Here is a 14,670-nt window from a genome sequence, read left to right on the forward strand (position 1 = left end):
GGCAGTAGCTGCAAAGTTGGGGTTTCATGGCACACGGCTCGTCTATGGACTTAAGTCTGCTCGTCGTGCGGGAAACATCCCAGAACCTGTGCCTGAAGATTTGGCTGCCGAAAACGCGAGGCTACGCCGTGAAAATCACCAGCTTCGAGATACCAATGAGTTGCTGAAGGCTGCGTCAGCTTTTTCGCCTCACGACCAGGCCCCAAGCCTCGGTTATGATCCGGTTCATCGATGAATACCGGAATTATTTCTCTGTCGAGTTCATTTGTAAGACGTTGAAAAATAACCGGGCTGGTGGGTTTATCACCTCGCGTGGTTATCGCCAGTCCAAGGCCCGTGGGTTAAGTGCTCGTCGACTTCGCGATGCTGCGTTGGTTGAACGCATTAGTGCTGTTCATCGGGATAATTACGGTGTCTACGGTGTGCGGAAAATGTGGCATGCGCTTCACCGTGACGGAATCGACATCGGTCGTGAGCACGCTACCCGGCTGATGCGCCTGGCCGGTGTTTCTGGCAAAGGCACAGGCGGATCACCAATCACAACCCGCACACCTCAACGTGCCGGATCTGCGCCCGGATTTAGTGGGGCGTGAGTTCAAAGCCCAAGGCCCGAACAAGCTGTGGGTGGCCGACATTACCTACGTGCGCACGAAGAAAGGCTTTGTCTACGCCGCGTTTGTCACCGACGTTTACTCCCGACGGATCGTTGGGTGGGCGTTATCAGATTCCATGCGCACTTCAGGCATTGCCGCTGCAAGCACTCAATCAAGCGATTGTGAGTGCGAGGGAAACAACAGGTCTCATTCACCATTCGGATCACGGCTTATAGTACGTCAGCGTTGTCTACAACGAGCGTCTCGCCCAGCACGGCATTATCGCTTCTACTGGGACTGTCGGTGACTGAAATGACAATGCTTTGGCTGAAAACGTTAACGGCCCCTCATAAGAACGAACTCATCCATACTCGCAGGTGGGATGACGTTGTCGAAGTGGAAATCGCGACGTTCGAGTGGGTGTCATGGTGGAACGAGACAAGGCTCCACCAAAGCTTGGGATACCGAACCCCGGTCGAGGTCGAAACCGAGTTTTGGAAGCAGAACCCGCCACAGGCAATAATAGAAATCAAGGCAAATGCCTAGGAACAAAACCCGGGGCACTTCAACATGATTGCCGCGGTCAAACAAGGTTTCACCGAATAAGCGTGCCGTGAATGCGACAAGGCCGATTGATTTCAGGACTTAAGAGGTCTTCCTGTGTGCTTTTATGTCCTAGCTGAAGGAACCGGCTGTTCCCGGCAGCAGCCCCTCCCCTAACGCGAGCAGATGCGGGGTGTGGGGTACTAAGGGGGCATCGCCAAGCGCCAGCTCCCCGTCAAAACAGGAACAGCCCCGCCTCCTGGCATGTTCTCAATGCTATTGGAGGCGGGGCTGGAGGTGTTTTAAGAGCGAATACTAGTTAACTCGGCCGGTTTCCTTGCGGTACTGGCGGTAGTAGCGGCGTCCATAGTGGATGGTGCCGGCGGCGGCGATGGCCACCACAACCAGGGAAATGACGCCGATGGCGATGGTCAGACCGTAGTTGCCTTCACCTGCGGTACCCAGCGGGGTGTCCCAGACGCCGAGGCCCCAGATGAGGATGCCGGCTGCTGGCAGGCAAGACAGGATCAAGCCCATGCCGACCCACGTGGAGGTGCGGAGAAGGGAAGAGTGAGGAGCTGCGAAGGATACCGGGTCGTAGCCTTCGATGTAGTTGTCCTGAATCTTGCCGGAGAACTCCGGATACGTTTCGCTCTGGTAGTCAGCAACTACGTGGGTGTTATCGCTCATGGCGGAGTCTTTCTGTCTTTCTCTCGTTCCTAGTATTCCTACGGAATAACTCTAGCTTAGTCGTCCTTGCCACGGAAAGCAGCACGTGCACGTTCGCGGGTAACGGCAGACACTGCGGTCAGTGGGACGCCAGCCGGGCAGACATCGGCGCACTCACCGTAGAGGGAGCAGTGGCCGAAGTTGGATTCCAAATCAGCAACCATGTTGCGGGCACGGCTACCGCGCTCTTCCTTACCCAGCGGCATCATGGACAGGTGCACCAGCTTGGCACCGGTGAACAGGTGTGCCGCACCGTTCGGGCAGGCAGCAACGCAGGCACCGCAACCAATGCATGCTGCGTGGTCCAGCGAGTACTCGGCGGTCTCGTGGTTGATGTGCATGGTATCGGCATCCGGTGCGGTGCCGGCGTCCATGGATACGTAGCCGCCCTGCTCCATCACGTGGTCCAGTGCGGAGCGGTCAACCACCATGTCCTTGATGACGGGGTACGCAGCGGAGCGGAAGGGCTCCAGCTGAATGGTGTCGCCATCGTTGAAGTTGAACAGGCGCTGCTGGCAGGCAGGGGTGTTCTGGCCCGGGCCGTGTGGGCGACCGTTGACGGTCAAACCACAGGTACCGCAGATGCCCTCGCGGCAGTCAGAGGCGAAAGCGAACGGCTCTTCGCCGCGCTCAATGTAGCCTTCGTTGACGTGGTCCAATAGCTCCAGAATGGACATCTGCTCGGAGGCATCATCCACCTGGACGGTTTCGAATTTACCTTCCTGGGTGGGTCCGGCTTGACGCCAGATCTCAAGTGTCAATTTCATTACTTGTAGTTCCTTGTCATCAGCGGGATCGAGTCAAAGTACAGGGGTTCTGCGTGGCGGATGAACTCGTTCTTGTTCGCGCCCGGCTCCCAGGCGGAAACGAAGCACCAGTTCTCATCGTCACGCTCGGCTTCGCCTTCTTCAGAAAGGTGATCTTCGCGGAAGTGAGCGCCGCAAGACTCATCGCGGTCAAGGGCATCGATGCACATGAGCTCACCCAGGTCCAGGTAATCGGCAACGCGCAGGCCGTATTCCAGGACTTGGTTCATGTCATTCGCCTCACCAGGGATGCGGACGTTCTTCCAGAAGTCATCGCGCAGCGCGCGGATCTTCTCGATGGTGTCCTTCAGGTCATCGACGTTACGGGACACACCGCAGCCGAAGTACAGCAGGTCACCCAGCTGGCGGTGGTAGTGGGACGGACCGTGCGGGTCATCGCCCTGGACCTGCATCAGCTTATCGATGCGCTCCTGGGACTTCTGCACGGCTTCCTGTGCCTCAGCGGAATCCTCGGCCAGCTTGTCCTCGTTGAGGTGGTCAGCCAGGTAGTTCGGGATGGTAAACGGCAGGGTGAACCAGCCGTCAACGGAAGCCGAAAGCAGGGAGTTCGCGCCCAGGCGGTTAGCGCCGTGGTAGGTCCAAGAGCACTCACCGGCGGCAAAGAGGCCGTCAATAGAGGTCATCTCGTTGAAGTCGGTCCACAGGCCACCCATGGTGAAGTGGCAGGTAGGAGCGATGCGCATTGGGGTCTCGTAGGCGGACTCACCAATGGCCTCTTCATACATCTGAATGAGGTTGGAGTAACGCTCGCGGATCTTGTCCTTGCCCAGGCGCTCGATGGCGTCACGGAAGTCAAGGTAGACCGAGTTATTCAGCGGTCCAACGCCCAAGCCCTTGTTGATCTGCTGGGAAATTGCACGGGAGGCAACGTCACGGGGAACCAAGTTACCGAAGGCCGGGTAGCGGCGCTCCAAGAAGTAGTCGCGCTCTTCCTCCGGAATGCTGTTCGGGTCGCGGTCATCGCCCTCTTTCTTGGGGGACCAGATGCGGCCATCGTTACGCAGGGACTCCGACATCAAAATGGTCTTGGACTGCCAGTCGGAGTTGACTGGCAGGCCCGTTGGGTGGAACTGCACGAACGCCGGGGAAGCCAGGTAAGCGCCCTTGTCATAAGCGCGCATCATGGCGCTGGCGTTGGAGTTCTTTGCCAGGGTGGACATGTGGTAGACGTTGCCGTAACCACCGGTACCCAGGATGACGGCGTGGCCGGTGAAGGCCTTGAGCTCACCAGTAATCAGGTTGCGGGTGACAATGCCGCCCGCGCGCTTCTTGCCGTTGTCATCGTAGGTGATGATGTCCTGCATATCGTTGTGGGCAAAAAGCTCCACATTGCCCAGGCCGATCTGACGGTACAGTGCAGAGGTCGTGGACAGCTGCAGCTGCTGACCTGTTTGGCCACGGGTGTAGTAGGTACGGGAGACCTGCACACCACCGAAGGAACGGGTGGCCAGGGTGCCGCCGTACTCACGGGCGAACGGGGCGCCGATGGCGTTCATGTGGTCGATAACACGAACGGACTCGTTGGCCAGGCGCCAGCAGTCGGACTCGCGGCAGCGGTAGTCGCCACCCTTCACGGTGTCCTTGGTGTGGCGGTAAGCGGAGTCATTGTCCACCTTCTTGGCGCGGGAGGCGTTGACACCACCCTGCGCAGCAATGGAGTGCGCGCGGCGTGGGGAGTCGTGGTAGGTAAAGACCTTGACGCCGTAGCCCAATTCACCAAGGGCTGCCGCAGCAGCACCCGCGGACAAGCCGGTACCTACGACGAGGACCTCGAACTTGCGGCGGTTCAGTGGGGAGACCAAGTTCATGTGGTCAACGTGGTGAGACCACATATCCTTCATCGGCACACCGTGCGGTTCCTGGGATTCCAGGATATTACCAGCGGAGACGCCCTCAACGATGGACTTTGGGTGCGAGAAGTTGGGGTGTTCACGCTTGAGTTCAGTAGTAGTCATGGGTTCCTATCTCCTTTAGCTGACCAAGCCCAGGGCAACGGACAAAGGCATAACGATGTTGCCGATGCATACAACGGCCGGGATGATGTACGCCAAGACCAAGAAGGTCTGACGCCATTTTGCACCGGTGATACCCAGGTCAGATGCGGCAAGGCGGATGCCGTGGGTCAGGTGCAGGAAGAGGCAGCACATTGCCAGCACGTAGAAGATAGTGACCGGCCAACGGCTAAAGGTTTCGATCATATTGGCCTTGACAGAACCTTCAACGAAGGCCTCTGGGGCCACCGGCTGTACGCCCAAGGTGAGGTCCAGCAAGTGGAAGATGATGAAGAGCAGCAGCACTACACCGGTTACCAGCATGGACTTGGTGGCGAAGGAATCCAGGCCACCCATCAGGTTGGTGCGCTTGAACTTGCCGCGGGATGCCTTGGAGCGGGAAGCCAAGGTAAAGGCACCGTAGATGTGGGCAAGGATTGCCACGATCAGCACGATGCGGATGACCCACAGGGCAGAGCCGTGCGGCAGCAGCGGTTCACCCATAGAGCGCAAGAACTCGCCGTACTCATCCAGGGCAGGCTCACCGTTGTGTGCCGGCATGTACAGCTTCAGGTTGCCGGCCATGTGGCCGACCACGAAAAGCGCAAAGAGCAAACCGGTAACGGCCATGATGAGCTTCAGTACCCACGATGGCGTTCCGGGATTCTGACGAATTGGTTCATTAGTGATGTGTCCGTGAGCAATTGCCTCACGGTCCGGATTTTTTAAAGTCATGACACCTCCATAGTCATACTCACCTTAACCGGGCTTAACCGCTGGTTACTAGTTATTTTCGAGCGGTTATTTGCTCCCGGTTCGCAGGCACGATGAGGCGGTGAGATCTTTTAGGTAAGGGTATCCTGAGAAGCAGAATGCGAAAACGCTGTTACCTTGGGTACCTTCATTTCCGCAATGCAGATGTTTCATATTTGTGGACCAAACTGTGAGCTTCACCACCCCGTGTTACGTGAGTGATTAACCCACCCCTTTATGTGTCAAACTTTCGCATGAAACCCCACAAACCCTGTGTCCAGGTAGCGAAGAGTCTTCACAAAATTTTCGCCATAAAGATGCACAGCCGCGCTTTCTACTAGTAATCTTTGGCGCATGAGTAAGACGTATGTGGGCTCTCGCCTTCGCCAGCTTCGCCGTGAACGCGATCTCAGCCAAGCCTCCCTAGCTGGCACCCTCGGCCTTTCCGCCAGTTACGTCAACCAGATTGAACACGACGTCCGCCCCCTGACCGTGCCGGTGCTGCTGCGCATTACCGAGGTCTTTGGCGTCGACGCCACGTTTTTCTCCCGCGATGATGATTCCCGCCTCCTCGCGGAGATCCAGGACGTCATCCAAGACAAGGAGCTCTGCCCCTCCCCCGTGGAGCTCCAGGAGCTATCGGAACTGGTGTATAACCACCCCACGGTCGCCCGCACGCTTGTCGATGTACACCGCCGCTACCGCAATGTACGCGATAAGCTGTCGCTGGCTACGGATACGAGGAGGACATCGGAAAGCGCCGCTGCCCTATCCATGCCGCACGATGAGGTGCGGGACTTCTTTTACGCCCGGCAGAATTACTTGGACGGGCTGGACCATCACGCAGAGGAGCTTGCCGGTGACCTCGGCGTTTCCGGGTTCGGCATTCGCGATACCGAGCAAGCGCTGGCAAACCGGCTGCGCGAGAAACACAGTGTAGATATCGAGCTGACGGCGCAGATGGATGGCACTCTGCACCGCTTTGACCGCGAGAGCGGGCAGTTCACGCTCGCCTCGCGCCTGAGCGAGGGCCAACGCGCCTTCCGCATGGCCGCCGAGCTCGGCCTGCTCGAGGCCCAGGACCAGATCTCCGTGCTCGTGGCCGATGAGCCCTTTACCTCTGATTCCTCCCGCAGCTTGGCAAAACGCGGCCTGGCCAGCTACTTCGCCGCCGCCACACTCATGCCCTATACCATGATGCACAGCGAGGCCGAGCGCGCCGGCTACGACGTGGAATACCTATGCCAGGTCTTCGGCGTGGGATACGAGACGGTCGCCTCCCGGCTTTCCACCCTGCAGCGCGATAACCTGCGCGGCATTCCGTTTACCTTCGTGCGCGTGGATCGCGCCGGCAATATGTCCAAGCGGCAATCCGCTACCGGCGTACATTTTTCCAATAACGGCGGCACCTGCCCGCTCTGGAATGTCTACGAGACCTTCACCCGTCCAGGTGTCATCTCGCGCCAGCTCGCGCAAATGCCCGATGGCCGCAACTACCTGTGGATTTCCCGCGCCGTGCAGCACCATCAGGGACGCTACGGCGATACCAATAAGCTCTTCGCCATTGGCTTGGGCTGCGAGGCCCGCCACGCCGATCGCACGGTCTATGCGGAGGGCCTCGACCTCACCAATCTCCACGCCGCCACCCCCATCGGGCCAGGGTGTCGCACCTGCGCCCGGGAAAACTGCTCGCAGCGCGCTTTCCCGCCCATCAACGAGGCAATCAATATCGATATCCACCGCTCGGCGGTCGCGCCTTACTAGCTGGGCTTTATCCGCACACAGCGAAACGGCACCGCGGTCCTCCTTTCTGGAGAACGCTGCGGTGCCGTTATGCGGTATAGGGGGACGCTTGTTTAGAGGTTGATCATGTGGCCGCTGATACCTTCGGCGGCTTCCTTCATGGCCTCAGACAAGGTCGGGTGGGTGTGTACGTTGCGGCCGATTTCCTCAGTGGTCAGGTCGAAACGCTGCGCCAAGGTCAACTCAGGCAAGAGCTCCGAAACATTGGAGCCCACCATGTGTCCGCCGATGAGCTCGCCGAACTCGCCGTCAGCAATAAGCTTCACAAAGCCGGCGGTCTCATTCAGGCCGGCTGCCTTACCGTTTGCGGAGAACGGGAAGGTAGCAACCTTGATGTCCTTATCCGGGAACTTCTCCTTGGCTGCCTCTTCGGTGTAACCGAAGGATGCAACCTGCGGGTTGCAGAAGGTAGCGCGCGGCATGTTGTTGTAGTCACCCAAGAGTTGGGTTTCTGCATCAGCAATGGTTTCTGCCGCTACAACGCCCTGCGCCTCTGCCACGTGGGCCAGCTGCAGCTTCGCGGTGACGTCACCGATGGCGTAAATGTGGTCAACGTTGGTGCGCATCCGGTCATCGATGTCGATGGCACCGCGCTCAGTCAGCTCAACGCCGGTGTTCTCAAGGCCAAAGCCCTCAACGCGCGGGGCAAAGCCGATGGAGATCATGGCGCGATCCACGGTCAAGGTGTCCTGCTTGGAGCCATCCTTGGATTCCACCTCAACGGTGACATCGTCGCCGTTGTCCTTTACAGAGGTGGTCTTGTAACCGGTCAGGAGCTTAACGCCGAGCTTCTTGTACTGCTTGGCAATCTCCTTGGATACGTCCTTGTCCTCGTTCGGCAGGACGCGGTCCATAAACTCCACGATGGTAACGTCCACACCGTAGTTGGCCAGCACGTAAGCAAACTCCATGCCGATCGCGCCGGCGCCCACGATGACCATGGACTTCGGTGCTTCCTCGTTCAGGATCTGCTCCTCATAGGAGACGATATTGCCGCCGAGCTCAACGCCAGGCAGGGACTTGACCACGGAGCCGGTGGCGATGATGCAGTCATCAAAGGTAACGGTCTTACCTTCGTCATCGCCCTCAGTAATCTCAATGGTCTTATCGTCCTTGAAGGAACCCAGACCGTTGATCTCGGTGATCTTGTTCTTCTTCATCAAGTAGTGAACGCCCTTGACGATGCCCGAAGAAACCTTGCGGGAGCGCTTGTGGGCTACACCGAAATCAAAGGAAACATCGCCGGAGATGCCAAAAGCCTTCGCCTCGTGGTTGAAGGTGTGGGCAACCTCTGCATTCTTCAGCAGCGACTTGGAGGGAATACAGCCTACGTTGAGGCAGACTCCGCCCCAGTACTGCTTTTCAATAACAGCGACTTTCTTTCCAAGCTGAGCTGCACGGATGGCGGCAACGTAGCCGCCAGGGCCCGCACCGAGTACTACTACGTCATAATGTTCGTTAGTCACGCCCTACAGGATACGTAACTTTGTCCTGAATGTCGCGTAATTGGTCACACTTGGGGGGCACCCCACCCCAAGCCGCGGTGAGGATAGGGAAAGGGCCCTGCAAGGGGGCATCGGCAAGCAGCAGATACACCTCCGCAGGGCCCTTAAGCAATCTTGGACTTAAATCACGCCCAAGGATGCTAGCAGCTTGGAATATGCATCCATTGCAGAGTGGATGAATGGCCCAATGAATTCATTGAAGGACACGAGGGCGGAGTCAAAAAGGTTCATTGAAGTTCTTTCTCTTGATGGGGCGCGAGTAGACAATCTCGCTGCTTAGCTTTTCACACTAAAAGCACTAACGCAGCCGTTACTGATGTTATTACAGGTGTGTTATTACAGGTGCCAACCGCGTCACGCCGTGCTTCATTGGGAAATTATGACATAGAAACCTCAGTTGTCCCAGCGTTACTTATTATTGATAGCAGAAAAGGCAATGAAGGTATGCCTACCCCCACTATTCCCCCACATCAGTGAAAGTCTTTACCGCCAGGCGTTTATTGGGCACTATTAATGGTTAGGTCTACATGTAGGAATACTAAATATACTTCCCTCAACATGCCGATTTTTCGCGGCCGAAGTATAGTTATCGAGTCCACTCCCTACAGGAAAGAAGCACCATGAAGCGTCTCAATTCTGTCCTCGCGGCAGCTGCGGTTTGCACGGGCTTGGCTTATGCCCCCGTGGCAGGCGCGGCCGAGCTGACCCCGCAGCAGGTGGCGGGCGATGCCGCACAGTCCACGATTTCCCCGCTGGAGCCTACCCCGGAAATCGAGGGTAAGTCCTGGTACAAGAAGTACAAGGACGATGCGCGCGTTGAAAAGCTCGAGGCAACCTCACCGGCAATGAATGACCGGAAGATTCCGCTAGCCGTCATCCGCGCCAAGAGCGAAAACCGCCCAACCATTTACCTGCTCAATGGCGCAGGCGGGGCAGAACAAGACATGGATTGGCTGAAGCTTTCTGATGCCGTTGATTTCTACCACTCGAAGGACGTCAACGTCGTCGTCCCGCAGGCCGGCGCTTTCTCCTACTACACCGACTGGATCTCTGAGCCGAATTCGGGCTTCCTCAAGGGACCACAAAAGTGGGAGACCTTCTTGACCAAGGAGCTGCCGGGGGCCATCGAGAAGCACATCAATGCCGATAACCACCGCGCCATCGCGGGCATGTCCATGTCCGCCACCTCTTCCTTGCTGCTAGCTCAGCACAACCAGGGCTTCTACGATGCAGTGGGCTCATACGCCGGTTGTGCCGCTACCGCTTACCCGCTGGAGCGCCAGGCCGTAGAGCTGACCGTCAACCGCGGCGGCGGCAGCGTGGACCAGATGTGGGGCCCGTACGGCTCTGAGACCAACCGTTACAACGACGCCATGATGAACGCCGATAAGCTGCACGGTACCGAGCTATACATTTCTTCCGGTTCCGGCCTGGCAAGTGAAGAGGACACTTATAGCTACCTGCACTCTATGGGTCTGGACCAAGAAGATGCCATCCGTGGGTCTTCTACCCTGCAGGTTGAGGGCGGCGGCATCGAAGCTGGGGTGAACTACTGCACCCACAACTTCAAGGCCAAGCTTGACCAGGCCGGAGTGCCAGCCACCTACAACTTCCGCAATACCGGAACCCACTCGTGGCCGCACTGGAAAGAGGATCTGAAGGATTCTTGGCCAGTATTCGAGCGGGCATTCAATAGCTAAATTTCGGCTGCGCGTGACGGGCGGTAGGATCGCAATATTATGACATTGCTTCCTACCGCCTTTTCGCGTGCGCATACTGATCCCTATACCGGCGTGGACTTCAACCTTGGTTTTGAAATCACCCACTACACGCTGGACTTGAACTACCGCGTGGAGCCTAACCTGCTGCAGGGTGAGGCCATTTTAAGCGTGCGCGCGGTGGAAGAGCTGACCTCCTTAACTTTGGACCTCGGCGGGGCGATGGTGGCCCGGCGCGTGACCGCCAAGCATGCCCCGCGGGTGGCTAAGTTCCGCCAATCTTCCGGGAAGCTGCGTCTGCGTTTTGCGTCCGAGATCTCTGCCGGTACCGAGTTTGAGCTGCACATTCGCTACGGCGGCAGCCCGCGCCCCATCCGCACCACCTGGGGCGAAATTGGGTGGGAGGAAACCGAATCCGGCTCATTGGTGGCCAGCCAGCCCAATGGCGCGCCCAGCTGGTTCCCGTGCGATGACACGCCTTCAGAAAAGGCTCCGTATGACATCATCATCACCGCCGATAGCCCCTTTACCGTCATTTCCAATGGCGAGTTGGTCTCCCGCAAGGCCGGCGGTTCCACCACCCGGTGGCACTACCGCACTCGCCACCCCATGGCCACGTACCTGGCAACGGTGCAGGTAGGAGAGTTTTCTTCTTATTCGCTGGGGCCTGATACCCAGGCGTGGGCCTCGGCGTTCTTGCGCGAGCGCGTGCGGGAGGAATTTTCCCAGCAGCAGGAGATGGTGGATTTCTTCTCCTCTATTTACGGGCCTTATCCCTTCCCCACCTATCAGGTCGTCATTACCGAGGATGAGCTGGAGATTCCCCTCGAGGCCCAAGGCCTGTCCATCTTTGGTTCCAACCATGTGAAGGGTGATCACGCCTTTGAGCGGCTCATCGCACACGAGCTGTCCCACCAATGGTTTGGCAATTCCGTTGGCCTTTCTGAGTGGAAGGATATTTGGCTCAATGAGGGTTTTGCCTGCTACAGCGAGTGGTTGTGGGGTGAGCACAAGGGCGGCGCATCCGCGCGCGAGGCGGCGCGCTCGCATTATCAGGTCCTGTCCCGCAAGCGCCAAGACATCAAGGTTTCTGATCCGGGCGCGCGCGATATGTTCGATGATCGCGTGTACAAGCGCGGGGCCCTCGCGGTACACGCCATTCACCGGCTGCTTGGCGATGCCTTCTTCCCCACCCTCTCCTTTTACCTCACCCAGCATCAGCACTCCGTGGTCGAGCCCTCCGATCTCCTCTCCGCCTTCCGTGAGGCTGCGCCGGACGCCGCTCTTTTCGATGCCACCGTTGCCGCATGGCTCGATGAAACAGCGTTGCCCAAGTTTCCGGATTAGTGGTTTTGGGCGCTGTTTGGTGGGGGGTTGCTTGCGTTTGGTTGCGGCTGGGCCCGTTTAAGTGGGGAATGTACAGTCTATTGACCAATTCCTTTCTTGCTGTTGCGCTGGCGTTTTATTGGATTACAATAGAACATGAAAGCGAAACAGGAAGGAGGGAACCATGGAAACTGCCAAGCACACGGAAATCAATACAGCCATTTCAGATGTGGCTGCGGGGCTTACGCGCCTGCGCAACCTTATGCAGAATCCGGACGATCTCTCCTTCGAGTTGCTCCACCCCAACTTCGAACATTTAGAGCGGGCGTTGGGCAATAAATCCACCATCGATGCCGCCTTTGCCTTCATTGCAGAGCGCGATGATGCCGGCAGGCGGGTCGGCTCCTCTAAGGCCAAGGATTACTTAGTCGCCCGCCTTGGCCTCACGGAATCTGAGGCCGCCGCCCGCCTGCGCAATGGCAAGAACCTCTTTGCTCCCATCGAGGATCCTGAACCTACTCCCCCGCCAGAGGATGACGAGGCAGACGCGGCGGCGCAAAAGAAAGCCGAGGAGGAAGCGCGCCGCCGCGCCGATCGTGAGCGCCGCGCGGAAGAACAGCGCCGCAAGAAGCTCTTCGAGGAAGACCCTATCCCAGAGCGCGTCCTCAACCTCATCGAACGGGAACTGCGCAACCTCAATAAGTTCGCGGTTCCTGGGCCATGGGAGCTGCGCAATAAGGCCCTGGAAGAGGCCAAGCGCCGCTCCTATGAATCCCTGCGGGATTGGCTGCGTCAGGCCATCCGCAAGGCGAATAAGCATGCCGTGGATCCCTCCGGGAAGCGCGATCCGCACGCGGCCACCCGCAAGCGCCGCTTCAGCATTTCTCACCAAGATGCGGACGGTGGCGTGCACATCTCCGGCTACCTCGATGCCTCTGCCGCCGCGGTCCTGGCCAGTGCCTTCGCCCCTGCCAAGAATAAGGGCAGCGAGAGCCTGAGCCCCGAAGACGATACGCGTACCTATGCCCAGCGCATGGCGGATCAGTTGACCGCGGCACTAGGCAGCTACTTATCCGCAGGCCAAAAGAAATCGGACGGCCTCGGATCCTTCTTCGTGGCCACTACCCTTGAAGAGCTACAAGCGATGAACAGCGATACTCGCTTCACCACGAGCGTGGGAATCGACCTATCCCCGCTCGATCTTCTCCGCTTGGGCGCTGCGCGGAACGACTTTTTCTGCGCCGTCGATGACAAAGGCTTCCCGCTCGAGCTCGGCCGCACCAAGCGCACCGCGTCGCTGTGGCAAAAGCTGGCGCTCGCCGCCAGTGAAATCGTGTGCACCCACCCAGACTGCAACCGGCCGTGGCAAGACTGCGATGTCCACCACCTGCAGGCGTGGTCCCACGGGGGAGCTACAGACCTCCAGAACCTCACTCTGCTCTGCCGCCGGCACCACGTGGACAATAACGATAACCGCGATGGCCGCAATGGCATGGGGCATGCGGAAAGAGACCCAGAAACGGGCCGGGTGGGTTACCGCTCAGCGCATACCGGAGGGCTTTCTCCTTCGGTGGAGCTCAATAACTCCCCCGCTGCAGAGCAAGCCCCGGCGCGCAAGCTCGCTAACCCGCCTGCTCAGCCTCATGAACCGGTGGATTCACCACCCAGTTCCCCGGCCTATTCGCCACACACTTCCGGGACGGATTCACCACCTAGTCCACCACCTCCCGGCACAGCGTGAGCATGCCCTACTATCCACCCGCTACCGTGCCTTCAGGCCGTACGATCATGTCGTGCGGCCTAGAAGTGCGTGTACAAGCGTTTTGGGGCTGGCCACGCGCAGCGCTTGTACGGACTGCCCTACACTGGAGACTCATGCACACCATGCTCGTTACTGGCGGCGCCGGCTTCATCGGCGCCAATTTCGTGCGCCTCATGACCAAGGTGCGCCCAGATACCCGCATCACCGTCCTGGATAAGCTGACCTATGCCGGCAACCGGGATAACCTTGCGGGGCTCGATGTGGAATTAGTGGAGGGCGATATCGCGGATCCTACGGTGGTGAATCCGCTCGTCGCCAAGGCGGATATCGTCGTGCACTTCGCAGCCGAGTCCCATAATGATAATTCCCTGCGGGATCCCTCCCCGTTTATCCACACCAATGTGGTGGGTACCTATACCCTTCTAGAGGCCTGCCGGACATACGATGTCCGCTTTCACCACGTTTCCACCGATGAAGTCTTCGGGGACTTAGAAATTGGGGCGGATACCAAGTTCACGGAAGATACCGCATACGCGCCCTCCAGCCCCTATTCGGCCACCAAGGCGAGCTCCGATCACCTCGTGCGGGCATGGGTCCGATCCTTTGGCCTGCGCGCCACCCTTTCTAATTGCTCAAATAATTACGGGCCTTACCAACACATCGAAAAGTTCATCCCGCGCCAAATCACCAATATCCTCTCCGGGCATACCCCCAAGCTCTACGGCACGGGCGAGCAGGTTCGAGACTGGATCCACGTCGATGATCACAACGCGGCGGTGCTAAAAATCATCGAGGAAGGGCGGATCGGTGAAACGTATAATATCGGCGCTGACCAGCCGGACATCGATAATAAGCGCATCATCGAGATAATCTGCGAAATCATGGGACATACCCAGGGAGGTCGAGCCCTGTACGAGCACGTGGCGGACCGGCCCGGCCACGACCAGCGCTATGCCATGGACGCCTCCAAGCTACGCCGCGAATTAGAGTGGCAGCCCCGCTATACCGATATCCGGGCGGGTCTGGAAGATACCATCGCCTGGTATCGCGATAACGAAACGTGGTGGCGCTCCCAAAAGGATTCTGTAGAAGCCCGCTATAAAGAGCAAGGACAGTAATT

At 58.3% G+C, this 14,670-nt stretch carries 14 protein-coding genes; 9 read left to right on the plus strand and 5 right to left on the minus strand.

Going from position 1 to position 14,670, the window contains the following annotated elements:
• The 4 genes from QP908_RS06900 to QP908_RS11820 all read left to right on the plus strand — a co-directional run.
• A partial coding sequence (locus QP908_RS06900) for a transposase (protein ID WP_502868892.1) occupies window positions 1-235 on the plus strand: 235 nt, incomplete at its 5' end.
• A complete protein-coding gene (locus tag QP908_RS06905; protein WP_284771955.1) occupies window positions 216-593 on the plus strand; it encodes an IS3 family transposase in 378 nt (125 codons plus the stop codon). The genes QP908_RS06900 and QP908_RS06905, both read left to right, overlap by 20 nt.
• A 49-nt stretch (window positions 594-642) precedes the next feature.
• The gene (locus QP908_RS11815; RefSeq protein WP_350338375.1) at window positions 643-900 is read left to right on the plus strand and encodes a hypothetical protein; all 258 of its coding nucleotides are present in this window, start codon (window positions 643-645) and stop codon (window positions 898-900) included.
• An 11-nt stretch (window positions 901-911) separates the two neighbouring features.
• Entirely contained in the window at window positions 912-1,139 is a 228-nt protein-coding gene (locus QP908_RS11820) for an integrase core domain-containing protein (RefSeq protein ID WP_232207993.1), read from the plus strand.
• A gap of 312 nt (window positions 1,140-1,451) precedes the next feature.
• On the opposite strand, the gene QP908_RS06910 is transcribed toward QP908_RS11820, so the two are convergent.
• From QP908_RS06910 to QP908_RS06925, 4 genes are read right to left on the minus strand one after another with little or no spacing between them, the layout of a single operon-like run.
• Window positions 1,452-1,826 (minus strand): hypothetical protein, encoded by a 375-nt coding sequence (locus QP908_RS06910; protein WP_005276566.1) that lies wholly within the window; start codon window positions 1,824-1,826, stop codon window positions 1,452-1,454.
• Window positions 1,827-1,882: 56 nt separating this feature from the next.
• Window positions 1,883-2,632, minus strand: coding sequence for a succinate dehydrogenase/fumarate reductase iron-sulfur subunit (locus tag QP908_RS06915; protein WP_284771956.1), 750 nt, complete (start codon window positions 2,630-2,632; stop codon window positions 1,883-1,885).
• The gene (locus tag QP908_RS06920) at window positions 2,632-4,647 is read right to left on the minus strand and encodes a fumarate reductase/succinate dehydrogenase flavoprotein subunit (RefSeq protein WP_284771957.1); all 2,016 of its coding nucleotides are present in this window, start codon (window positions 4,645-4,647) and stop codon (window positions 2,632-2,634) included. The genes QP908_RS06915 and QP908_RS06920 overlap by 1 nt, the downstream gene beginning before the upstream one ends.
• 15 nt (window positions 4,648-4,662) lie before the next feature.
• On the minus strand, window positions 4,663-5,418 hold the full coding sequence (locus QP908_RS06925; protein ID WP_284771958.1) for a succinate dehydrogenase cytochrome b subunit: 756 nt from the start codon (window positions 5,416-5,418) through the stop codon (window positions 4,663-4,665).
• Between the two features lie 372 nt (window positions 5,419-5,790).
• On the opposite strand from QP908_RS06925, the gene ramB reads away from it, so the two are divergent.
• Window positions 5,791-7,200 (plus strand): acetate metabolism transcriptional regulator RamB, encoded by a 1,410-nt coding sequence (gene ramB / locus QP908_RS06930; RefSeq protein ID WP_284771959.1) that lies wholly within the window; start codon window positions 5,791-5,793, stop codon window positions 7,198-7,200.
• Between the two features lie 92 nt (window positions 7,201-7,292).
• On the opposite strand, the gene lpdA is transcribed toward ramB, so the two are convergent.
• The gene (gene lpdA, locus QP908_RS06935; protein WP_005276561.1) at window positions 7,293-8,705 is read right to left on the minus strand and encodes a dihydrolipoyl dehydrogenase; all 1,413 of its coding nucleotides are present in this window, start codon (window positions 8,703-8,705) and stop codon (window positions 7,293-7,295) included.
• A 659-nt stretch (window positions 8,706-9,364) separates the two neighbouring features.
• Between lpdA and QP908_RS06940 the strand changes: the two genes are divergently transcribed.
• The 4 genes from QP908_RS06940 to rfbB all read left to right on the plus strand — a co-directional run bounded on the left by QP908_RS06940 (window position 9,365) and on the right by rfbB (window position 14,668).
• Window positions 9,365-10,444, plus strand: coding sequence for an alpha/beta hydrolase (locus QP908_RS06940; RefSeq protein WP_284771960.1), 1,080 nt, complete (start codon window positions 9,365-9,367; stop codon window positions 10,442-10,444).
• Between the two features lie 39 nt (window positions 10,445-10,483).
• Window positions 10,484-11,809, plus strand: a complete 1,326-nt coding sequence (locus QP908_RS06945) for a M1 family metallopeptidase (RefSeq protein ID WP_239268889.1) — start codon at window positions 10,484-10,486, stop codon at window positions 11,807-11,809.
• 163 nt (window positions 11,810-11,972) lie between these two features.
• Window positions 11,973-13,529: an HNH endonuclease signature motif containing protein gene (locus QP908_RS06950; RefSeq protein WP_239268890.1), complete on the plus strand. Its 1,557-nt coding sequence runs from the start codon at window positions 11,973-11,975 to the stop codon at window positions 13,527-13,529.
• Window positions 13,530-13,663: 134 nt separating this feature from the next.
• The gene (gene rfbB, locus QP908_RS06955; RefSeq protein ID WP_239268892.1) at window positions 13,664-14,668 is read left to right on the plus strand and encodes a dTDP-glucose 4,6-dehydratase; all 1,005 of its coding nucleotides are present in this window, start codon (window positions 13,664-13,666) and stop codon (window positions 14,666-14,668) included.
• The last annotated feature ends 2 nt before the right edge of the window (window positions 14,669-14,670 follow it).

Origin of the sequence: Corynebacterium sp. MSK204 (assembly GCF_030229885.1) — a bacterium.
Taxonomy (GTDB): Bacteria; Actinomycetota; Actinomycetes; order Mycobacteriales; family Mycobacteriaceae; genus Corynebacterium.